The 21,417-nt window shown below is 71.8% G+C and carries 17 protein-coding genes; 8 read left to right on the top strand and 9 right to left on the bottom strand.

Annotated elements, in window-relative coordinates:
* Positions 1–5: 5 nt before the first annotated feature.
* The 3 genes from pucL to ACH4VO_RS27950 all read left to right on the top strand — a co-directional run bounded on the left by pucL (position 6) and on the right by ACH4VO_RS27950 (position 4,248).
* Complete coding sequence (gene pucL, locus ACH4VO_RS27960; protein ID WP_360993339.1) at positions 6–929, top strand: factor-independent urate hydroxylase; 924 nt, start codon at positions 6–8, stop codon at positions 927–929.
* Between the two features lie 245 nt (positions 930–1,174).
* Positions 1,175–2,563, top strand: coding sequence for an 8-oxoguanine deaminase (locus ACH4VO_RS27955; RefSeq protein WP_360993341.1), 1,389 nt, complete (start codon positions 1,175–1,177; stop codon positions 2,561–2,563).
* Positions 2,564–2,781: 218 nt separating this feature from the next.
* On the top strand, positions 2,782–4,248 hold the full coding sequence (locus tag ACH4VO_RS27950; protein WP_360993344.1) for a nucleobase:cation symporter-2 family protein: 1,467 nt from the start codon (positions 2,782–2,784) through the stop codon (positions 4,246–4,248).
* 61 nt (positions 4,249–4,309) lie between these two features.
* Here ACH4VO_RS27950 and ACH4VO_RS27945 read toward each other — a convergent pair whose 3' ends face one another.
* Positions 4,310–5,188, bottom strand: coding sequence for a chitosanase (locus ACH4VO_RS27945; protein WP_360993346.1), 879 nt, complete (start codon positions 5,186–5,188; stop codon positions 4,310–4,312).
* A gap of 294 nt (positions 5,189–5,482) precedes the next feature.
* Between ACH4VO_RS27945 and ACH4VO_RS27940 the strand changes: the two genes are divergently transcribed.
* Positions 5,483–6,166, top strand: coding sequence for an alpha/beta hydrolase (locus ACH4VO_RS27940; RefSeq protein WP_360993349.1), 684 nt, complete (start codon positions 5,483–5,485; stop codon positions 6,164–6,166).
* Between the two features lie 205 nt (positions 6,167–6,371).
* Here the strand turns inward: ACH4VO_RS27940 and ACH4VO_RS27935 are convergent, their stop codons facing one another.
* The gene (locus tag ACH4VO_RS27935) at positions 6,372–6,986 is read right to left on the bottom strand and encodes a TIGR03086 family metal-binding protein (protein WP_360993352.1); all 615 of its coding nucleotides are present in this window, start codon (positions 6,984–6,986) and stop codon (positions 6,372–6,374) included.
* Between the two features lie 138 nt (positions 6,987–7,124).
* Here ACH4VO_RS27935 and ACH4VO_RS27930 point away from each other — a divergent pair, with 138 nt between their 5' ends.
* Entirely contained in the window at positions 7,125–8,102 is a 978-nt protein-coding gene (locus ACH4VO_RS27930) for a fibronectin type III domain-containing protein (RefSeq protein WP_360993355.1), read from the top strand.
* A 254-nt stretch (positions 8,103–8,356) separates the two neighbouring features.
* Here ACH4VO_RS27930 and ACH4VO_RS27925 read toward each other — a convergent pair whose 3' ends face one another.
* Positions 8,357–9,646 carry a M48 family metallopeptidase gene (locus ACH4VO_RS27925; protein ID WP_360993357.1) on the bottom strand — a complete coding sequence of 430 codons (1,290 nt, stop codon included), beginning with the start codon at positions 9,644–9,646 and terminating at the stop codon, positions 8,357–8,359.
* Between the two features lie 186 nt (positions 9,647–9,832).
* Between ACH4VO_RS27925 and ACH4VO_RS27920 the strand changes: the two genes are divergently transcribed.
* Positions 9,833–10,267: a DUF2267 domain-containing protein gene (locus tag ACH4VO_RS27920; RefSeq protein ID WP_069169536.1), complete on the top strand. Its 435-nt coding sequence runs from the start codon at positions 9,833–9,835 to the stop codon at positions 10,265–10,267.
* 582 nt (positions 10,268–10,849) lie between these two features.
* Here ACH4VO_RS27920 and ACH4VO_RS27915 read toward each other — a convergent pair.
* Together ACH4VO_RS27915 and ACH4VO_RS27910 are read right to left on the bottom strand one after the other, a co-directional pair.
* On the bottom strand, positions 10,850–11,056 hold the full coding sequence (locus tag ACH4VO_RS27915; RefSeq protein ID WP_079159345.1) for a DUF397 domain-containing protein: 207 nt from the start codon (positions 11,054–11,056) through the stop codon (positions 10,850–10,852).
* Positions 11,053–11,889 (bottom strand): helix-turn-helix transcriptional regulator, encoded by an 837-nt coding sequence (locus ACH4VO_RS27910; RefSeq protein WP_360993361.1) that lies wholly within the window; start codon positions 11,887–11,889, stop codon positions 11,053–11,055. The genes ACH4VO_RS27915 and ACH4VO_RS27910 overlap by 4 nt, the downstream gene beginning before the upstream one ends.
* Positions 11,890–12,609: 720 nt before the next feature.
* Between ACH4VO_RS27910 and ACH4VO_RS27905 the strand changes: the two genes are divergently transcribed.
* Positions 12,610–16,077 (top strand): ATP-binding protein, encoded by a 3,468-nt coding sequence (locus tag ACH4VO_RS27905; protein ID WP_360993364.1) that lies wholly within the window; start codon positions 12,610–12,612, stop codon positions 16,075–16,077.
* A gap of 218 nt (positions 16,078–16,295) precedes the next feature.
* Here the strand turns inward: ACH4VO_RS27905 and aceB are convergent, their stop codons facing one another.
* Positions 16,296–17,918, bottom strand: a complete 1,623-nt coding sequence (gene aceB, locus ACH4VO_RS27900) for a malate synthase A (protein ID WP_360993367.1) — start codon at positions 17,916–17,918, stop codon at positions 16,296–16,298.
* A gap of 264 nt (positions 17,919–18,182) precedes the next feature.
* Positions 18,183–18,788 carry a nucleotidyltransferase family protein gene (locus ACH4VO_RS27895; RefSeq protein ID WP_360993370.1) on the bottom strand — a complete coding sequence of 202 codons (606 nt, stop codon included), beginning with the start codon at positions 18,786–18,788 and terminating at the stop codon, positions 18,183–18,185.
* A gap of 252 nt (positions 18,789–19,040) precedes the next feature.
* Between ACH4VO_RS27895 and ACH4VO_RS27890 the strand changes: the two genes are divergently transcribed.
* Positions 19,041–19,355 carry a DUF5955 family protein gene (locus ACH4VO_RS27890; RefSeq protein WP_360993373.1) on the top strand — a complete coding sequence of 105 codons (315 nt, stop codon included), beginning with the start codon at positions 19,041–19,043 and terminating at the stop codon, positions 19,353–19,355.
* Positions 19,356–19,406: 51 nt separating this feature from the next.
* On the opposite strand, the gene ACH4VO_RS27885 is transcribed toward ACH4VO_RS27890, so the two are convergent.
* The gene (locus ACH4VO_RS27885) at positions 19,407–20,039 is read right to left on the bottom strand and encodes a response regulator transcription factor (protein ID WP_360993376.1); all 633 of its coding nucleotides are present in this window, start codon (positions 20,037–20,039) and stop codon (positions 19,407–19,409) included.
* Positions 20,036–21,361 (bottom strand): sensor histidine kinase, encoded by a 1,326-nt coding sequence (locus tag ACH4VO_RS27880; RefSeq protein WP_398441588.1) that lies wholly within the window; start codon positions 21,359–21,361, stop codon positions 20,036–20,038. The genes ACH4VO_RS27885 and ACH4VO_RS27880 overlap by 4 nt, the downstream gene beginning before the upstream one ends.
* Positions 21,362–21,417: the final 56 nt, after the last annotated feature.

Below are 21,417 nucleotides of genomic sequence, written 5' to 3'. Positions count from 1 at the left end.
AGGCCATGCCCACGATTCTCGGCCAGAACCAGTACGGCAAAGCAGAGAACCGCGTCGTCAGGATCACGCGGGACGGCGACACCCACCACATCAAGGACCTCAACGTCTCCGTCGCCCTCTCCGGCGACATGGACGACGTCCACTACTCAGGCTCCAACGCCAACGTCCTGCCGACCGACACCACCAAGAACACGGTGTTCGCCTTCGCCAAGGAGCACGGCGTCGAGTCCGCCGAGCAGTTCGGCATCCACCTGGCCCGCCACTTCGTCAGCTCGCAGGAGCCGATCAAGGTGGCCCGGATCAGGATCGAGGAGTACGCCTGGGAGCGCATCGCGACGTCCGACGGCAACTCGAAGTTCATCGGCGCCGAGGACGTCAGGCACTCCTTCGTCCGCAAGGGCCAGGAGACCCGCACCGCCCAGATCACCTACGACGGCGAGAAGTGGGAGGTCATCTCCGGCCTCAAGGACCTCACGGTCCTCAACTCCACCAACTCCGAGTTCTGGGGCTACGTCAAGGACCGGTACACCACGCTCAAGGAGGCGTACGACCGCATCCTGGCGACCGACGTCTCCGCCAGGTGGCGCTACAACTGGACCGACGACGAGCAGCCCATGCCGCGGTGGGAGAAGTCGTACGCGCAGGCGCGCACGCACATGCTCGAGGCCTTCGCCGAGACGTACTCCCTCTCGCTGCAGCAGACCCTGTACCAGATGGGCTCACGCATCATCAACAGCCGGAGCGAGATCGACGAGATCCGCTTCTCGCTGCCGAACAACCACCACTTCCTGGTGGACCTCGAACCGTTCGGCCTCAAGAACGACAACGAGGTGTACTTCGCGGCCGACCGGCCGTACGGCCTCATCGAGGCGACGGTCCTCCGGGACGGCGTCGAGCCGAAGATCCCGGTCGACATGACCAACCTCTGACGCGGTGCTGAACCGACCCCCGCCCGTGCGGGCGAGGGCCGGTCATCCCGGAGGGACACTCCATGGCGCGGCCTGCAACGGGTGCGGCGAAAGCCCCGTGTACCGCAGCGACGGCCACTGACGGCGCGGCAGTTCACCCGGTGGCGGTCCCGTACGCCCTCCGGGCGGACGACGCTCCCTCCGGCACACGCCCTGAGGGCTGTCCCGCCGTGCCCGTACCTCCCCGGAACGAAGAAGGAAGCGCCATGGCAGCACCGGCAGACCGGCAGCGCATCGTCATCGAGGGATGTGCCGTCGCCACCGTCGACGCCGACGACACCGAGTACGCCTGCGGGCACATCGTCGTGGCGGGCAACCGCATCGAGTCCGTCGGCGCCGGCAGGGCCCCGGAGGGCCTCGAGAACGTCGTACGGCGTATCGACGGCACCGGGCACCTCGCCACGCCCGGCCTGGTCAACACCCACCACCACTTCTACCAGTGGATCACCAGAGGCCTGGCCACCGACCACAACCTCTTCGACTGGCTGGTCGCCCTGTACCCCGCGTGGGCGCGCATCGACGAACCGATGGTCCGTGCCGCCGCGCAGGGTTCGCTCGCCATGATGGCCCGCGGCGGCGTCACCACCGCGATGGACCACCACTACGTCTACCCGCGGGGCTCCGGCGACCTCTCCGGCGCCATCATCGGCGCGGCCCGCGACATGGGCGTGCGGTTCACCCTCGCCCGGGGGTCCATGGACCGCGGTGAGAAGGACGGGGGGCTGCCGCCGGACTTCGCCGTCGAGTCCCTCGAAGAAGCGCTCGGCGCGACCGAGGCGGTCATCGACGCCCACCACGACGCCTCCTTCGACGCGATGACACAGATCGCCGTCGCGCCCTGCTCGCCCTTCTCCGTCTCCACCCGACTCCTCACGCAGGGCGCGGAACTGGCCCGCCGCCGGGGCGTGCGGCTGCACACCCACGGCTCGGAGACCGTCGAGGAGGAGCGGTTCTGCAAGGAACTGTTCGGGTGCGGACCGACCGACTACTTCGAATCGGCCGGCTGGCTCGGCGACGACGTGTGGATGGCGCACTGCATCCACATGGACGACTCCGACATCGCCGCCTTCGCCCGCACGGGCACGGGCGTGGCGCACTGCCCGTCCTCCAACGCCCGCCTCGCCGCGGGCATCGCCCGCGTGCCCGACATGCTCGCCGCCGGGGTACCGGTCGGCCTAGGCGTCGACGGCACCGCCTCCAACGAGTCCGGCGAACTCCACACCGAGCTGCGCAACGCCCTCCTGATCAACCGCCTCGGCGCCCACCGCGAGAAGGCCCTGGACACGCGCCGGGCCCTGCGCCTGGGTACGTACGGTGGCGCCCAGGTCCTCGGCCGCGCCGGGGAGATCGGCTCCCTCGAGGCGGGCAAGCTCGCCGACCTCGTCCTGTGGAAGCTGGACACCCTCGCCCACGCCTCCATCGCCGACCCGGTGACCGCGCTCGTCCTCGGCGCCGCGGCCCCCGTCACCCTCTCCCTCGTCGACGGCAAGCCCGTCGTCGAGGCCGGCCACCTGACCACGGTGGACGAGGACGCCCTCGCACGCGCGACCCGCGACGAGGCGCGGCGTCTGGCACGGATCGCCGCCGGAGCCTGACGGCTCCCCCCTGACAGGCCGGCCGAGGGGGACGGCCCTCGTCCGGCCGCCGCGGACCGCGGTCCGCGGCAGCCCGCGCGGGTGCGCGTACCTTGCGTACGCGCCCCGCGCGGGTGCACCCAGCTGCCCGCACCAGCTGCACGACCTGCACCAACGCACCACTCAGCACCACCTCCCTGACAACCACGTCGCCGACGTGTACCCGACCGGAGGAAGCCGTGGCAGCTACGCCCAGGTTTCGCAAGGAAGCAGTCGAAGAACGCGGCAGGCAGGACGCCGCCGGAACCGGCCGGAAACATCCGGTCGACGAGACACTCCCGCCCCTCAGGATGTTCACCAGCGGTCTGCAGCACGTGGCCGCGATGTACGCGGGCGTGGTGGCCCCGCCCATGATCGTGGGCCCCGCCGTGGGCCTGAGCGCCAAGGAGACCGCCTTCCTCATGGGGGCGAGTCTCTTCACCGCGGGCATAGCCACCCTGCTCCAGACCCTCGGCTTCTGGCGCGTCGGCGCCCGGCTGCCGTTCGTCAACGGCGTCTCGTTCGCCGGGGTGACCCCGATGATCGCGATCGGCAAGGACCGGGGGCACGACGGCATCGCCGTCATCTTCGGCGCGATCATCGTCGCCAGCCTCCTCGGCTTCGTCCTCGCGCCGTACTTCTGCAAACTCGTACGGTTCTTCCCGCCGGTCGTCACCGGCACCGTCATCACGCTGATCGGTGTCTCGCTCCTGCCGGTCGCCTTCACCTGGTCGCAGGGCGGCAACGCGACCGCCGACGACTACGGTTCGACGACGAACATCACCATGGCCGCTGTCACCCTCGTGATCGTGCTCGCCCTGCGCAAACTGCTGCGCGGCTTCCTCCAGCAGATCGCGATCCTGCTCGGTCTGGTCATCGGCACCGTGATCGCCGTACCCGTCGGCATCACCGACTTCGGGGCGCTCGGCGAAGCGGACCTGGTCGGCTTCCCGACGCCGTTCCACTTCGGCGCCCCGCAGTTCGAGATCGCCGCCATCGTCTCGATGTGCATCGTGATGCTGGTCTGCATGACCGAGTCCACCGCCGACATGCTGGCCCTCGGCAAGATCGTCGGCCGGCCGGCGGACGAGCGGACCATCGAGGGCGGCCTGCGCGCCGACACCCTGGGCAGTGCCCTCAGTCCTCTCTTCAACGGGTTCATGTGCAGCGCCTTCGCCCAGAACATCGGGCTGGTCGCGATGACCAAGGTCCGCAGCCGGTTCGTCGTCGCCGCGGGCGGCGTCATCCTGGTGGTCCTCGGGCTCGTCCCGGTCGCCGCGTCCGTCATCGCCCTCGTACCGTTGCCGGTGCTCGGCGGCGCCGGGATCGTGCTCTTCGGCTCGGTCGCCGCGAGCGGCATCCAGACCCTGGCGGCCGCCGCCCTCGAGAAGGGCGAGAACGCGCTGATCGTCGCCGCCGCCGTGGGGGTCGGCCTCATCCCGATCGCCGCGCCGGACTTCTACCACGCCTTCCCGAAGGACCTGCTCGTCGTCCTGGACTCGGGCATCTCCACCGGCTGTGTCGTGGCGATCGTGCTGAACCTCGCCTTCAACCACCTGGGCCGGAAACCCGACGCGGACAGCACCCCGGGCGGGCGGACGGCGGGTGGGGACGCCGCGGACGGCGCACAACCGAAGGACCCGATGGCTCTGCCCGTGGCCCCCTGACAGGCCCGTGCGCGTACGGCGGTTCCCACGGGAAACCGCCGTACGCGCACCGCGGCCGGCGTCAGCCGATGTGGTAACTGTCGCCGTACACCCGCCAGTCCAGCGGCGGGTCGAGGTCCAGGTTGCCGTTCCGCAGGAAGACCCGCTGGGCCGTGTCGACCCGGCTGGTGTCCGAGTGGGCCTCCTCCTGCTTCATGGCCCGGACCCGGGCGTCCAGGAACGCGTCGAGGTAGGCGACCTCGTCACCGCCCTGCGACGGGGGCCGGGCCCGGTCCAGGGCCGCCCGCCGGATGGAGCCGAAGCTCGCGCTGTCGTCGCCCCCGCCGTGCATGACGAGGGCGTCGTAGTACGCGAACTGCCCGAGCGTGCCCAGTCCGTCGGCCTTGCCCTGGCGGACGGCCGGATCGAAGTACACCCGGTCCCGCTCGTCGTTCTGCGCCTGCTCGAACGCGGGATCGGCGGCCGCCTCGGCCCAGTCCCGGGTGAAGCCGGGATCGAGTCCGTCGTGCGAGTCGGTGCCGTCCACCTCGCGCAGGGCGGGCAGGTACTTCTCCAGGACGTTGCCCGGCGCGCGGCGCGCGTACAGCTCCACCAGGTCGAGCATGTCGCCGGTGCCGGAGCAGAAACCGATGATGCCGGCGGTGTAGCCGCGGCCGTCGCCGATGTCCTCGATGTAGCCGTACTGCGCCTTCCAGTCCAGCGAGGAGTTCTCCGCGCTGGAGACCAGCTGCATCGCGATGTCCTTCTTCGCGGGGTCGTCGAGCCCGGTCGTGGCTGTCTCCAGGTGATGAGCGGCCGGCGGCGTGGGGGCGCCGGCGTGGGCGGTGACCGGAAGCGCGGTGAGGGCCAGCCCGAGGGCGACCGCGGCGAGACCGGCGGGGCGGGTGAAGCGTGTGAGACGGATGGTGCGACGTGCGGTGCTGTTGTGGGGGTGAAGCACCAGACCTCCAAAGGAAGTTCGTCGTTCCCTTGTTCTGTTAGGAAGCTTTCCTATCAGGTGCTGGGCGTGCCGTACAGGCCCCCGGCACGGATGAGTCGAGACGCCTCCGGGGGCGCGGGTGCCGCGCAGGTGCCGCGCCGCGCCGGCCGAAGACGCTCCGGTGCGTTGCCGGGGGGCGGGCCTCGGCGTACCGCTGGACGGCCTTCGGCATGTCGCTCCGTGTTTGACCGGCGCACCGCCTGCCGGGCCGGGGGCCGGAGCCGGCGGGGGTCCGGCGGCTGTAGCGTTCGGGGCATGGAAGATCAGTCTGTTGTGGATGTCGGCGATGTCCGGCTGGCGTACCGGGCCTGGGGCGACCCGTTCGGCTCGCCCGTCGTCCTGCTGCACGGCCTCGGTGGCTCGTCCGCGAGCTGGGAGGCGGTGGGCGGCCTGCTGGGCGAGGAGTGGCGGGTGTACGCCCTCGACCTGCGGGGGCACGGCGAGAGCGACTGGCCGGACGAGTACGGATTCGAGCAGATGAGGGACGACGTCCTCGGTTTCCTCGACGAGCTCGACCTCGACCGGGTCGGCCTCGTCGGGCACGCGATGGGCGGGGTGATCGCCTACCTCCTGGCCGAGGAGCACGCGGACCGGGTGGAGCGGCTGGTCCTGGTCGAGACCCCGCCGCCCTTCCCCGGGCAGCTCGTCGCCGATGGCACCCCGCCGGGACCCGTGGACTACGACGAGAACGCCGTCCCGGCCGTGCGTGCCCAGATCGCGGAGCCCGACCCGCGGTGGGAGGAGGAGCTCGGCCAGATCGTCGCGCCGACCCTGATGATCGCGGGCGGCCCGGAGAGCGGGATGCCGCAGGGCAGGCTCCCCGACATGGCCTCGCTCGTCCCGGACTGCCGGCTCATCACCCTGGGCGGCGGCCACCAGGTGCACACGCGCCACCCGGACCAGGTGGCCCAGCAGATCACCGAGTTCTTCACCAGCTGACCCGTGGGGGCTTCAGCGGCGAGGGGGACCGTCGCGGAGCCCAGGCCTCCGACGAGGAGGACCGTGCCCGCGGTCGGAGAACCCGCCGGGGGCGGCGCGGGCGGACAGGGCGGGCCCGGCAGCTCCGCCGCTCCGGCGTGGACGGTGTCTTCGGCGGGACGGGGTGTTCGGCGGGGACGGTGTGTTCGGCCGGGGTGACGGGACGTCAGCCCCGCCCGCCCGGCCGCCCGTCCGGCTGCCAGTCCGGGTGGCGTCCGCTCAGCCCGATGACCTGGTCCAGCAGCGGGGCGTCGGGCGGGACGGGGACCGGGGTACCGAAGAGCGGGCTGTCGCCGTCGGCGGGCGTGAGCAGCGCCTGCGACGAGCGCAGGCTCGCCTCGTCCGCCCGGAACGGCTGCCCGGTCGCCCGGGCCAGGTCCCAGCCGTGCACGACCAGCTCGTTCAGCGCGACCATGGCGGCGACCGCGCCCGGCAGCTCCACCCCGCCCGCCCGGGTCATGCCCTCCTGGGCGCCGGGCGAGCGCCATGCCGCGACCAGTTCGTCCAGCAGCGGCGGCAGCGCCTCGCGCCAGTCGTCGGGGAGCGGGGGCAGCCCCGAGGCCGGGGAGGTGTCGGTCGTCGGCCCGAACCGCTTGCGCGCCGCGTCGCCGAAGGCGGCGGTCAGCCCGACGATGTGCGCGAGCAGATCGCGTACGGCGTAGTCGGGGCAGGGGGTCGGGCCGGTGAGCCGGCGGTCGTCGACCGCGGCGGCGAGTGCGCCCATCTCCCGGGCCGCCGGTTCAAGATCGATCACGGGTGTGGTTCCGCTGTGCGTGTCCATACCTGGGGGACCGCTCCCGGGCCCGGAACTCATCGCTGGAGCGGGACATTGCGGAACGTTCCCCACCGCCCCCTTGTCGGCACCCCCGCCCCCATGGCATACAGGTCTGGACCATTGCTCCGGACGGAAGGCACCTCCGTGCAACGCCCCCACGCGCGCACCGCGACGACCTGCTCCGCCGTCCTGCTCCTCGCCTCGCTCACCGCCTGCGCGGGCTCCGCCGAGGCGGACACCGAGAAGCCCACGCCGCCCCGGGGCGTCACCGCGCAGGCGGGCAGTGCCACCTCTGTGCACGTCATGTGGGAGCAGGCCTCCGACGACAAGGGCGTCACCGGCTACGAGGTCTACCGCGAGGGCCGGAAGAGCGTCTCGGTCCCGGCGGCCAGACGGATGACGGACGTCGACGGGCTGACCGCCTCCACCGCCTACACGTTCACGGTGAGGGCCCGCGACGCCGCCGGGAACCTCTCCGCCGCGAGCGCCGCCGTTCCCGTGACCACCCCCGCCGCGCCACCCGCCGACGCCGCGCCGCCGACCGCCCCCGTGAAGCTACGGGGCACGGCCGACAGCGGCCGGACGGCCACCCTGTCCTGGGGCGGCTCCACGGACGACGTCGGCGTGACCTCGTACGACGTCTACCAGGAGGACTCCCGGATCCACAGTGTCGCCGGCACCGGGACCACGGCCCGCCTCACCGGGCTGCGGCCCGGCACCGTCTACACCTTCACCGTCCGGGCCCGGGACGCGTCCGAGAAGTCCTCACCGGACAGCAACTCCCTGGACCTCACCACCCCGTCGGCCCCCGGCGCCCCAGCGAGCACCGCGCCCACCGGCCTGCGGACCACGACGAAGGCGCAGGGCACGGAGTTCGCGGTCGACCTGTCCTGGGACCAGCCGGACACCGGCGGCACCGTTCCGGCGTACCAGCTCTTCCTGAACGGGAAGATGACCACCACGATCGTCTGGGGCGGCACCCCGCCCGCCGGCCGCGCCACCTACCGGCTCACCCTCACCGACCCGCCCGGCACGCGGTACTCCCTCAAGATCCGGCCCAAGCTCCCCGATGGGACGTGGGGCGACTTCTCGGCCCAGCGCACGGTGGTCCTGGGCGGCTGACCCGGGAACCGGCCCGGCGCCCCGCGCGCCGGGCCCATCCGGGGAGGTGTACGGTCTCCGCCCACGGCGGTGCGGGCAGGGCCGAGAGGCCGATCGGTGCGGTGACGATCGTGCAGGAGGGGGTCCGGCGGGCGGCGCGGAACACTCGGCTCGTCGTCGATCCGCCCGGTTGCGGGCAGCGCCCGCGCCGGGCAACGGCCCTGCGGAGCGGCGCAGTTCCTCCGGCCGCCTGCGCCGGGAGCCCGGCGGAACAGCTACCCGGCGAAGCCGTCCCGGAGGATCTGGCGGGCCAGCCGGCTGCGGGCGTCGGCGAGTTCCCCGGTGATCCGTCGCTCCCGCTCCTCGTCCACGACCACGGCCGCCGGTACCGGCGTAGCCGACAGGAGCCGTTCGCGCCGCAGATGCGTCGGCGGGTGGGTCGAGTCGACGCGGTGTCCCCGCAGGGCGCCGGCCCGGCGCCTGCGCTCGTACTCGTGCTCGGGGATCGACCCGGCGTCCGCCGCCAGGGCGTCCCACAGCCGCTCGGCCCGTTCCTCCGGCCGGCCGGTGCCCCGTCGTGCGGAGCGTGGGGCGTTCGCCTCGCGCCGCAGCGTGACCTCAGCCGAGTCCGCCACCAGGATCCGGTCCAGGAGGCCCACCGCCGCTTCGGTGGAACCGGCGCGAGCGGCCGACGAGTCGGCGAGGTACTCGGCACGCCGGCCGGCGTGCAGGGTCAGCCCGTCGAGTACCGTCAGCACGCCCTGGACCAGGGCGCGCGGCACGAAGCAGACGAGGGCGACCGCCATCTCCGTGGGGGACGGGTCCTCCGCCGGCGCCAGGAAGTACCGCCACGCGGTCAGCGATCGGTACGCGGTCGCGAGGACGATCCCGCGGCGGGTGTCCCCGCTGCTGTAGTGGCCGAGTTCGTGGCCCAGCAGGGCGATGCGCTGCTGGGGGGTGAGCAGTTCCCACAGCGGCAGGCCGATGGTCAGCAGACGGCGCTCGCGCACGCCACAGGTGGTCACGCTCGCGTTCACCCCCGTATCGATCGCGATCACGTCCACGCCGCGGGTTCCGGCGACCCGGGCGATGTCGTCGACCAGCCCGTACAGGGCGGGCGCGTCGCCACGGCGCAGCACCGGGCCCTCCGTGGGCAACCGGGGCAGGCGCGGTCTGAGGGTCCACGCGAGGAAGAGGAGGAACAGGCCGAACGGCATGCCGAGGCCGCCCCATCCGTACACCACGCACCAGACTCCGCCGACGACCAGGGCCAGTGTCACACCGTGCACGGCGCACGCGAGGGCATAGGCGCAGAGCGCGGGAAGGGTCCGGGCGGTAGGCGCGTGGTCGTCCCCGCCGACCTCGGCGTGCAGCCGTTCGCCGTGGCGGCGGGCGGCGACGCGACGCGCCCGGCCCAGCCGCCCCTGGACGTGCCGCTCCTCGTCCCCCTCCGGATCCACGTTCCAGTCGCACGCGGCACACCACGTGGTGAAGCGGCGGTCCGTCCGGATCTCCGTGCCGCACTCAGGACACGGCCGGGACTCTTCCTCCGTGACGACCTGCATCGAAACGTTTCCCCTCCCCTGCGGCCACTCCCCAGAAGCCGCTTGTACATGACAGGGGGCAGCTGATCACGCGGGGCGGCCGGCGTAAAGCCCGGCATCCCCTTCGTGGTAATCGTCCGATTCCGGGTACCCGGCCGGTCCGGGCCCTCCCCGGACGAGCCGCTCCGACCGAAGGGATGGAAGGCCATGCAGTACGAGGAGCTGATCGGAAAAGTGCAGGCCAGGGCCCAGCTGCCCGGCCGGGGTCCTGCCGAACGCCTGACGGGTGCGGTGCTGCGGACGCTGGCCGAGCGGGTGCCCGACGGGCTGGCCGGGCATCTGCTGGCCCAGCTGCCGTCGGCGCTGGCAGCCTCGGTGTCCGGGGAGGCGGGGGAGGCCGGGTCGCCCGCCCACGAGCCGGAGGCCGGCGGATCCGGCGAGCGCTTCGACCTCACCGCGTTCGTAGGCCGGGTCGCCTGGCGGGCCGGTGTCTCCGAGGACGTGGCGCTGCGGCAGACGGCCGCGGTCTTCGAGGTCCTGGACGCGGCCGTCGCCCCCGAGCTGATGGAGAAGCTGACGGCCGCCCTGCCGGCGGACATCGGAAAGCTGCTGCCCACCGCACGGGTCGCCGACACCGACTGATGGTTCGAGGGGGCCGGTCGACCGAGGCGCAGACGCTCGCTGTCCTCAACGGCGCGGTGTTCAGCGCGCTGGACGCCCAGGTCATCCTCAGGGGTTTGCCCTTCATCAGCATGGGGCGCGCCGATCGGCTACACGGTAGGCCCGCCACCTCCCCGTGTGAGGGCAATGGTGGCCGTAGGCATAACCCCGTACCCGCCGTCACGCGCATCAGCCTGCAGGCCCTTGGGAGAGGAAGGAGAAGGAAGCCCTCCGTCCCGAAGGAGCGGCTCATCTCCTACCCCGAGGCGTCGCCCGACTCGGACCCGCCCACCCCCTGCTCGGCTGGGCCGGCTGGGATCACAAGGACCAGGTGAAGGCCCTGATCAACATGGTCAACGACCGGACTCAACAGGCTGGTCGGGAGACGCCGCGCCTGACGCCGCTCATCCCCTGGACGAGCAGCGCGCCAAGCACGGGCTCTCGGCGGAGGACCTCAGGGCCTGGCGGCCGGAGAAGCCCCGTGGCAGGACGAAGAAGGCCGAGTAGCCGAAGCGCAGTGGGGCAGACCGGGGAATCCGGGCTCTCCCCACACTGCGTAGGTACTCAGTCCTGCGTAGCGAAGTCTACGAACGTGGTCCAGCTGCCTGATGCGAGAGCCAGTGCAGGCCCCGTTCTGTCCTTGGAGTCCCGGACATGGACGATGCCGGGGGAGGTGGCCACCTCGATGCATTGCCCGCCCTCACCGCTGCTGTAACTGCTCTTCACCCAGGCGCAATCGGGCAGGGACGGCACAGGCTCTTCGACGTTCATGTCTCTCCCAGCAGCTTCTCTACGAGGTTCAGCGATTCACGCGGCGTGAGCGCCTGGGCTCTGAGGAGACCGTACTGTTCCTCGAACTCCCGGACCACCCTCCGCTCTGTATAGAGGCGGCTCTCCTTGTGCACCTCCACGTAGGCGATCCTGCGCCCTTCCTTCGTTTCGATCAAGGTGAAAGAACCGGATACACCAGCGTGGTCTACGAGCGCCGTCGGCATCACCTGGATGTCGACGTTGCGTTGCTGTCCGTAAAGGAGGAACTGCTCCAGCTGTCCGCGCATGACGTTCGCCCCACCCAAGGGGCGGCGGAGTACCGACTCCTCGATGACGAAACTGATAGTGGGCAGAGGCCGTCGCTCGAAGATCCTGTGCCGAGCCAATCGTGCGGTCACACGTTGCTCTACGGTCTCTTCGTCCAGCAACGGCCTGCGCATCGTGAACACGGCCCGTGCGTACTCCTCTGTCTGCAGTAGGCCGTTGACCACATGCGTGTCGTACACATGCAGCTCGACCGCCTCCGCCTCCAGCCGCGCCGCATCCCGGAAGAACGCCGGGTACTGAGCCCGAGCCACCTCTTCCTTGCTGGCCTTCAGTACCCCACCTGCGTCCAGCACTTCGTCCGCCTGGTCGATGAACTTCGGCTGCGGGATGCGGCGGCCCTGCTCGAACGACGCGATGGATGACGCCGCGTACCCGGTCAACGCCCCGAACTCCGCCCGCTCCAACCCTGCCCGCACCCGGAACAGCTTCAAGTGCTGGCCGAACACATGCAAGATGCCGGACCCGACCTCGTACTCCTGCTCCGGCTGCTGTCGCTGATCGTCCACGTCTCACGCCTCCCGTTACCGTGCCGCGTCGCCCTGCCTGCCTCGAACGTCCGCCTACGCATCGGCCAACGCAGTCCCCTGGGGCCGGTCATGCCCCGCACCGCGTACAGCCCGCGCGCGGACACGTACAACACGGGCCCGTCGGCGCGTCTTTCCTGGTCAACGGTAGGCACGCACCGAGATCGTTTACTGCCCGAACTGAGTAGTCCCCCCAGAAGTGCGCAGTGAGGAACGTGCGGTGCGCATCGCCCAACTTGTCCCTCGGCAAGCACGTGATCCTGGCCATCAGAGCCAAGGTGACTTCACCTCCCCGGCAGGGTCGGCATGCCGGTGCTGCGCCAGACGCAGGCCGCGGTGTTGTCCGCTCCGAGCCGCCGCAGCTCCCGATGGCGAGGTTGCGCGAAGCGGCCATCGGCAGCCTGCGGCGCGCTGCCGGTGCGGACGGTGGAGGCGTCCTCGGCGGACACCACATCGCCCTACGCGGACAGCGCGGGGAAGACGACCACCGGGCCGACCTTGTCACGGGCAATCTCAATCGCCACGTCCGCCGCCCGCCTTGGTCGAGCAGAATGGCGGTGGCCTTGTCGATGGCATCGCGGCAGCCGTCGATTTCGCTGTGCTCGACCCGAGGTCGCATATGCGCCAATGTCCTCTGCGCGCAACGCGCGGAGCTGGCTAGGGTGATCCTTCCTGGCGGACCGGAACGAGGGGGCGGGCCGTATGGCGGCGAGTGGCGAACGGCGGCGCAGGGCGGACATCGTGCGCTACTGGCGCGCGGTGGAGATGTTCAGCCCGCAGAAGGTGGAGAAGGCCTCGCCGCCGAAAGGCATGTATCCCGTGGAGGCCGGGCGCCCTCTGCCGTGGGAGGAGGGCCATCCCGTACGGCGCCGGAACCCGGGCCGGAACATGGTCAGACAGCACACCGTCTACTGCGGCGTGTACCCGGTTGCGTCCGTCCGCGATGTCCTGCTCGACGTCTTCGGCGGCAGTGATGAGGACCACGACGGCCGGGTGGACGGTGACAGTGCCGTGCTGGCCTTCGAGGTCACGGACGAGGGGTTGCTGGTCCAGGACTCCATCACCTTCTCCGCCTGCGCCTGGGCAACAGGGCGAAGCCGTAAGCCCGGTCCGGGGGCCCGGGACTGGCTCGACGGCTTCGAGGCGGACGCCGATGCGTGTGAAAGCGTCGTGCTGGGCATCGGAGACGGCAAGGTGACGATCGCCGACGCCGCGCCAGGGCGGCGGCAGCGGCCGTTCGCGGGGTTGCTGTGCGAGATCACGGTCGGCGCGGCCGGCGGTGCCCTGAACGCCGCACTCGGGCCGGTGCTGGGTGACCTTGCGGCCGGCGCCGTCACCGGTGCGGCCGAGGCCCTGGTCAACCGCGGCGCCAGCCGTTCCGCCGGTCGCGAGGACGAGGGGGCGGCGGACGAAAGCCCGTTGGACGAGGGCGGGGCCGATGTGGAGGACGACGAGGAGGCCCCGCCCCAGCTGGGTGAGAAGCCGCTGACCGTAAGGGACCTGTCGGCCGTCACCCGATGGGTCGCGGAACAGTTCGGCGTCACCGACGACCTGCGGCCGGAGACGATTCGCGTCCAGTGCAGGTCTGTGGCCCGGCGGAAGGCCGGCCGGACGGGCGGGTCGGACTTCCTGAACAGCTTCATCGCGGCGGACCTCGGCCTGGTCGCGTGCAGCCTCACCAAGGACGAACCGGGGCCTGCGCTGCGGGACTACCTGACCGCTTCCGCCGCGCTGCGTGGCCGTGCGCGCGTCGATCTCAAGCAGGAACCCGGAGCGGTGCTCGCCGGCGTGCAGCCGGCTGACTTCCCGCTCGGGCGCTGGCCCGCGAAGACGGAACATCCGCTGGTGCTGAGCCAGCAGTTCGCGGTGAACCGGATCGTGGAGCAACTCGGCGGCACCGACGGCCTGTACGCGGTGAACGGTCCGCCCGGTACGGGCAAGACCACACAGCTGCGGGACCTCATCGCCTCCGTGCTCGTCATGAGAGCAGAGCACCTGGCCGAACTTCGGCGGCCCGAGGACGCGTTCACCGGTCAGCCGCACCGCTGGAGCACCGGCACCTACCAGCGGTCCGTCGCCCCGCTCAAACCGGAACTGGCCGGCTACGAGATGGTGATCGCGTCGGCCAACAACGGCGCCGTCGAGAACGTCTCCAAGGAGATCCCGGCACTCGCGTCCGTTGCTGAGGAGTGGCAGGAAGCAGCGTCCTTCTTTCCGGAACAGGGACGCCTCCTCCTCGACGGCGCACCGGCGTGGGGAACCCTCGCCGCGAAGCTCGGCAACAAGGGGAACCGTTCGGATTTCCGCAACACGTACTGGTTCGGCCCTCCGCGCGCGGAGCGGGCCGAGCGCGGCGAGGGCATGCGGGACGTCCTGAAGGCGGCTGCTTCGCGCGGCTTCGACCTGATGTCGTGGCGTGAGTACGTGAACCGTTTCCGGGACGCGCGGCGGACGGTGGAGGCGCTGCGGGACGAGCGTCAGCGAGCGTATGAAGCGCTCCTGCACTTCAGCGGATCGCGGGAGGCCGTGCACACCGCCCAGGAGGCGGTTGCCGGCGCCGAGCAGGATCTGGAGGCACTCCGGCAACCGGCTGCGGACGCCCGTGCGGCCCGCAACAACGCGCAGAGGGACCTTGCGGGCCCTGCGGGCCGAAGGGCGGAGCACCGCCGGCACCGTCCCGGTTTCACCGCGGGCCTCTTCACCCTCGGCTCGGCACAGCGCGACTGGCAGGCGGAGGACCAACTGCTGGCCGCCTCGGAGCAGGCAGCTCGGGCCGCGTACGAGGCACACACGCAGACTGCCGCCGCGTACGACCGGGCCGAAGCGGCCCACAGGGGCGTCCTGGACGAAGCCCGGCGGACGCTCCAGGCAGCGGAAGGTCGCTATGCCCAGCTCTCGACGACCCTGGTCGCAGGGGCGGAGCGCTGGGGCACCTTCGTGCCGGGCAACGAGGAGCCCGGCGAGCGCACAAAGGAGGATGCGCGGGAGCTGTCGTCGCCCTGGTCCGATCCGGAGTTCACCCGAGCCCGCACCCGGCTTTTCCTCGCTGCGATGGACCTGCACCGCGCCTTCATCGAGGGCGCGGCCGACCGGATGCGTAAAAACCTCGACGCTGCGATGGACGTTCTGTGCGGCGACGCTCCCAAGACCCTGAAACCGGAGGTGGTGCTGGCGGCCTGGCAGAGTCTCTTCCTCGCGGTGCCCGTCGTCTCCACCACCTTCGCCTCACTGGACCGGATGTTCACCGGACTGGGGCCCCGGTCGCTGGGCTGGATGCTGATCGACGAGGCCGGCCAGGCGACCGCACAGATGCCGGTGGGCGCCCTGTGGCGGGCCCGCAGAGGCGTCATCGTGGGCGATCCGCTGCAGCTGGAACCCGTGGTGACGCTGCCGCACACGGGGCAGCAGGCACTGCGCCGCACCTTCGGCGTGGCCGAGGAGTGGGAGCCGTCCCGCACCTCCGCGCAGCGCGTCGCGGACCGGCTGAACAGCTACGGCACCTGGCTGCCGGCACCCCAGGGTTCCGAGGACGACCGGGTGTGGGTGGGCTCGCCCCTGCGCGTGCACCGGCGCTGCGACGACCCGATGTTCACGATCAGTAACGAGATCGCCTACGACGGACTCATGGTGCACGGGGTGCACCGGGACGACGACTACGCGGTGGCCCGGCGCGGTGTGTGGTGGCCGGTGAGCGGAGGGAGGGCATCGCAGGGGAAGTGGTCAGCGGAGGAGGGGGATTGCGCGAACGTCATCGTGCACCGGCTGGTCGACCAGGGACTCGACCCGGAGCGTGAGCTCTTCGTCATCAGCCCGTTCCGGGATGTCGTGGCCGGACTCCGCCGCAGCCTGTGCCAGGTCGTCCCACGCGACAGGGTGGGAACCGTGCATACGACCCAGGGGAAGGAAGCCGACGTGGTGCTGCTGGTCCTCGGTGCGGGCGGGGACAAAGCGGGCCCGCGAGCCTGGGCGGCCTCCGCGCCGAATCTGCTGAACGTCGCGGTGAGCCGTGCTCGTCGGCGGCTGTTCGTCGTGGGTGACCACGACGCATGGCGTGGACATCAGCACTTCGATGTACTCGCACGTCAACTGCCGTGCATCTCGGAGGCCGAGCAGGAGGCCATGCGGGCACTCGCCCCGACCGCGCTTGCCGAGGGGTGCCGCTGCCGGTAGGCGAGGGCGCAAATCCAGGGGTCGTGCCCTCCGTGTTCGGCTTGCCACGCTCCGCGCTGCGTACAGCACGCAACGGGGCGCCCAGCCCACGTGCACGCGCCGTTGTGGAAGAGCCGGTCAGATCTGTCACCCTGACGCCGTCCTGACGTCGATCGCCTCGTGACGTACGCCGCCCCCGGCGCTGACGGCGCCGGGGGCGGAGGCACCGACGGGAGGGCTCAGCCGCGCAGGCGCTCGTACGCCGGCAGGGTCAGGAAGTCCGCGTAGTCCTGGTCCAGGGAGACCTGGAGCAGCAGGTCGTGGGCCTCCTGCCAGCGGCCGGCCGCGAAGGCCTCGTCGCCGATCTCCGCGCGGACGGTGGAGAGTTCCTCCGCCGCGACCTTACGGGCCAGGTCCGCCGTGGCGTGCTCCCCGCTCTCGAAGACGACGTCCGCGTTGATCCACTGCCAGATCTGCGAGCGTGAGATCTCGGCGGTGGCCGCGTCCTCCATCAGGTTGAAGATGGCGACCGCGCCCATGCCGCGCAGCCACGCCTCGATGTACCGGATGCCGACCGCGACCGCGTTGCGCAGGCCGTCGTACGTCGGCTTCGCGTCCAGGCTGTCGATGGCGATCAGGTCGCCGGCCGCCACCGACACGTCGTCGCGCAGCTGGTCCTTCTGGTTCGGCTTGGTGCCGAGGACCGCGTCGAACGAGGCCATCGCGATCGGCACCAGGTCCGGGTGGGCGACCCACGAGCCGTCGAAGCCGTCCTTCGCCTCGCGGTCCTTGTCGGCCTTGACCTTCTCGAAGGCGATCCTGTTGACCTCGGCGTCGCGCCGGGAGGGGATGAAGGCCGCCATGCCGCCGATGGCGTGGGCGCCGCGCTTGTGGCAGGTGCGGACCAGGAGTTCGGTGTACGCCCGCATGAACGGGGCGGTCATCGTGACGAGGTTGCGGTCCGGCAGGACGAACTTCGGTCCGCCGTCACGGAAGTTCTTGACGATGGAGAAGAGGTAGTCCCAGCGCCCCGCGTTCAGCCCGGAAGCGTGGTCGCGGAGCTCGTAGAGGATCTCCTCCATCTCGTACGCGGCGGTGATCGTCTCGATGAGGACGGTCGCCCGGACGGTGCCCTGGGGAATGCCGACGTAGTCCTGGGCGAAGACGAAGATGTCGTTCCAGAGGCGGGCCTCCAGGTGGGACTCCGTCTTCGGGAGGTAGAAGTACGGGCCCTTGCCGAGGTCGATGAGGCGCTGGGCGTTGTGGAAGAAGTAGAGACCGAAGTCGACGAGCGCGCCGGGTACCGGCGTTCCGTCCAGCCGCAGGTGGCGCTCGTCGAGGTGCCAGCCGCGCGGGCGCATGACGACGGTCGCCAGCTCCTCGGCGGGGCGCAGGGCGTACGACTTGCCGGACCTCGGGTCGGTGAAGTCGATGGACCGGGTGTAGGCGTCGATCAGATTGAGCTGGCCGAGGACCACGTTCTCCCAGGTGGGCGCGGAGGCGTCCTCGAAGTCGGCGAGCCAGACCCTGGCGCCCGAGTTCAGGGCGTTGACGGTCATCTTGCGGTCGGTCGGGCCGGTGATCTCCACCCGGCGGTCCGCGAGTGCGGCCGGGGCCGGTGCGACCTTCCAGGTGTCGTCCACGCGGATCGCTTCCGTCTCGGGCAGGAAGTCCAGCGTGGACGTGCGGGCGATCTCCGCGCGGCGCTCGCCGCGGCGGGCGAGCAGTTCGTCGCGCCGCGGTGTGAACTGCCGGTGCAGCTCGGCCACGAACGCGAGGGCCGCATCGGTCAGGACCTCGTCCTGCCTCGGCAGGGGCTCGGCATCGACGATGGCCAGCGGGGACGGCGCTGGTGCGGACATGAGCTGTCACTCCTTCAGCGGGCGGCGCGGCGGCGTCCGCAGCTGCCGGGTCGTCTGGGCCGGCACTGCGTGCCCAGGCTCCGAGATACGGCTGCGGGTGCCGTCTGGGTGCGGAAACGACGCTGCGTACGTGCTGCGCGCTTCTGAACAGTGGATATTAGTTTCCTCATGGTGGAAGTTCAATGGTTTGTTGATGTCGAGATTCTCCGGGTCGACAGAGGTGCGGCTCCGGTGGCCCACCGTGCCACGCCGCGCACCGTCCGTTCAGGCGAGGCGCCCGAGATCCTGTTCCGTGTCGATGTCGAAGGCCTCCGCCACGTCGGAACACTCGACGAGCGTGACCGCGTCTCGATGGGTGCGCAGGTAGGCCCGTGCCCCCTGGTCGCCGACGGCGCCTGCCGCGACCTCCGCCCAGCGGTCGGCTCCGATGAGGACGGGATGGCCGCGTTCCCCGTCGTACGCGGCGGCCGCCAGGGCCGCCCGGGACCGGTACGCCGACCGGACCCGCGCCACCGCCTCCGCACCGATGCCCGGCTGGTCGACCAGGAGGACGAGGACCGCGTCGGCGCCCGAACCGGCGAGCGCCCCGAGCCCCGTACGCAGCGACGACCCCATGCCCGTCTCCCAGGCCGGATTCACACCGACCACGCATCCGCCCAGGTCGGCGCGCGCTCGTACGTCGTCGGCCCCGGCGCCCAGCACCACATGCACGGGACCGCACCCGCCGTCACGCAGCGCCCGTACCGCGTGGTCGACGAGGGGGCGGCCGTGGTGCTCCAGCAGTGCCTTCGGGCGGCCGCCCAGCCGCCGGCCGCCGCCCGCGGCGAGCAGCAGCGCGGCGACCTGGGGAATCCGTCCGGTGTCAGCCATGAGCCCTGGATACCACCGCCCCCGGGGGACCGGCGACAGGGACGTCGTCCGCGCGCGGTACCCGGACGCCGCCGCCCGGAGCGGGTGCGATGGTTTCCGGACGCGGACCCCGGGGGGCGCCCTCGATTCGTGTCCGCGCGGTGGCGCACGCCGCCTCCCATGGCGTTAACTTGCCTGCGGCCCCGGGGGAGTTGCACACCACCCGGGGTCGTTCGATTCACCGGCACACAAGGACGCGCGAGGGGGAGTGCTGTGTTGCGAAGTGTGGGGCAGACGCGGTGGACCGGCAGCGACGAGGACCCGCGAGTGGCCGGGCTGCGCTTGGCCGTCTCCCGGCTGCGGCGTGAACTGGCCGGGCATCCGGCGGAGTTCCCCGACCGGGGGATCGCCGAGGAGGAGCTCGCGGCGCTGGCCGCCATGGCGGTCGGCGGGGCGCCGGAGGTCCCCCGGCTGCGTCGTTCCCTGCTGCTGGTCGCGGGGGCGATCGGCTCGGTGAGCGCCCTCGCCCCCGGCCTGCGGGACGTACGGGCCGCCGTCGACCTCTTCGGGGAACCGCCACGCGGATGAGGACGGCGCCCGCGAGGGGAGGAACGCCTGAAGTGGGGGGTTCCGCGCCGGTCAGCGGCGCAGCAGACGGCGTGCGGTCGCCGCGGCCACCGCCGACGTGCGGGAGTCGACACCCAGCTTGGCGTAGATGTGCACGAGGTGGGACTTCACCGTCGCCTGGCTCAGGAAGAGTTTCTTGCTGATCTGCTGGTTCGACAGGCCCTCGCCGACCAGTTGGAGCACCTCCAGCTCACGCTTGGTCAACGCCTGGGCCGGTGTCCGCATCCGGTCCATCAGCCGGTGGGCGACGGCCGGGGCGAGCGCGGAGCGGCCGGCCGCCGCCGTCCGCACGGCGGCGGCCAGTTCCTCCGGCGGGGCGTCCTTCAGCAGGTAGCCGCCCGCTCCCGCCTCGACGGCGGCCAGGATGTCGGCGTCCGAGTCGTACGTGGTGAGGATCAGCACCCGGGGCGCGTCCGGCACGGCGGTGATCGCCGCGGTGGCCTCTGCCCCGTGCATGCCCGGGCCGAACTGCAGGTCCATCAGGACCACGTCGCACACTCCGGTCGCCGCCAGGGCGACGGCCCGTTCGGCGGTGGAGGCCTCGGCGACGACCTCGAAGTCCGGCTCGGTGTCCAGGACGGCGCGCAGCCCGGCCCGGACCACCGGATGGTCGTCGGCGAGCAGCAGCCTGATCGGGTCGTTCATGCGGCTCTGCCCTCCTCGCCGTCCGCACCCGCTGTTCCCCTGCCCCGCGACTCCCGTGAGAGCTGCGTCCCGTCCGAGAGCTGCGTTCCGTACGGCGCCCGCGCTTCCCGCGGCACCTTCGCTCCGTCGCGTCCGTCGCGTCCGTCGGCGGCGGGCAGCGGCAGGGTGACGGCGACGGCCGTTCCCTGCCCCGGTCCCGACTCGACGCTCAGGGTCCCGCCCAGCGACCGGGCCCGCGCCCGCATCGCGGGGAGCCCGAACCCCCCGCTGTCCGTAGCCACCGGTCCGGCGGCGGGATCGAAACCGCGGCCGTCGTCCACCACGTCCAGGGAGACCGACGTCTCCATGAAGCTGAGCGTGATCTCCGCCCGGCGCGCACCCGAGTGCCGCACCGCGTTGGCCAGCGCCGACTGCGCGGTACGCAGCAGCGCCACCTCGTACGGGGTGGGCAGCTCCACCGGGCTGCCGCTGACCGCGAACCGCACGGCGAGCTCCGGTGCCGACGTACGCGAGGAGAGGCGCGAGAGGGCCGCCGCCAGGGAGCCGTGCTCCAGGTCCGGCGGGGTCAGCGCCCGGACGAAGCGGCGGGCCTCGGCCAGATTGTCCTGGGCGGCCTCGCGGGCGCGCCGGACGTGCGCGGTCGCCGGCGCGTCCCCGGGCAGCGAACGCTCGGCCGCCCGCAGCAGCAGCTGGATGCTGGACAGGCCCTGGGCGAGGGTGTCGTGGATCTCCCGGGCCAGCCGCTCCCGCTCCGCCAGGGTCCCCGCGGTCCGCTCCGCGTCGGCGAGCTCCGCCCGGGTGGAGACGAGCTCGTCGATGAGCTCGCGGCGGCGTTCGCTCTCGCGGAACAGCGCGTCGTAGCCCAGTACGGTGGCGACGGCCACCGCCGCACCGAGCAGGGGGCCGATGAACGTGCCCGGCGTGACCTCCTGCCCGTGCAGCAGGAACCCGGCGATCGCCGCGGCGGCCGTGACCACGACCGCGGGCAGGCCCCACCGCACCGGAAGCAGGTGCAACTGCAGGAAGTAGAGCGGGAAGGCCACCCACAGGGCGTCGGGCGACACGGCGAGCAGGGCCAGCCACACGGCGCCCAGCGCGCCGAGCCAGACGGCGGCGGCCCGGGTGTGCGGCCGGACGACGGGGGCGAGCGCGCCCGCCGCGTACAGCGCGGCCATCACCCCGGCCAGCACGACGGTGGCCGCCGCCTGCTGGGCACCGTCGCCGGCCGTGCGCAGCGCGGCGAGCACCAGCAGCCCCACCAGCAGCGCGTGCAGACAGAGCCGCAGCGCGGTGGTGACGTGGGTGTGCGGGGGAGCGTCCATGGTTGTTCCAGCGTAGACGCGTGGGGCGCCGGGCCGGTCAACCGAAAGGTTGATGC

The sequence above is a fragment of the Streptomyces sp. NPDC020780 genome (assembly GCF_044334475.1).
In the GTDB taxonomy this organism is placed as follows: domain Bacteria; phylum Actinomycetota; class Actinomycetes; order Streptomycetales; family Streptomycetaceae; genus Streptomyces.
This window is presented reverse-complemented; position numbering and strand designations above follow the sequence as displayed.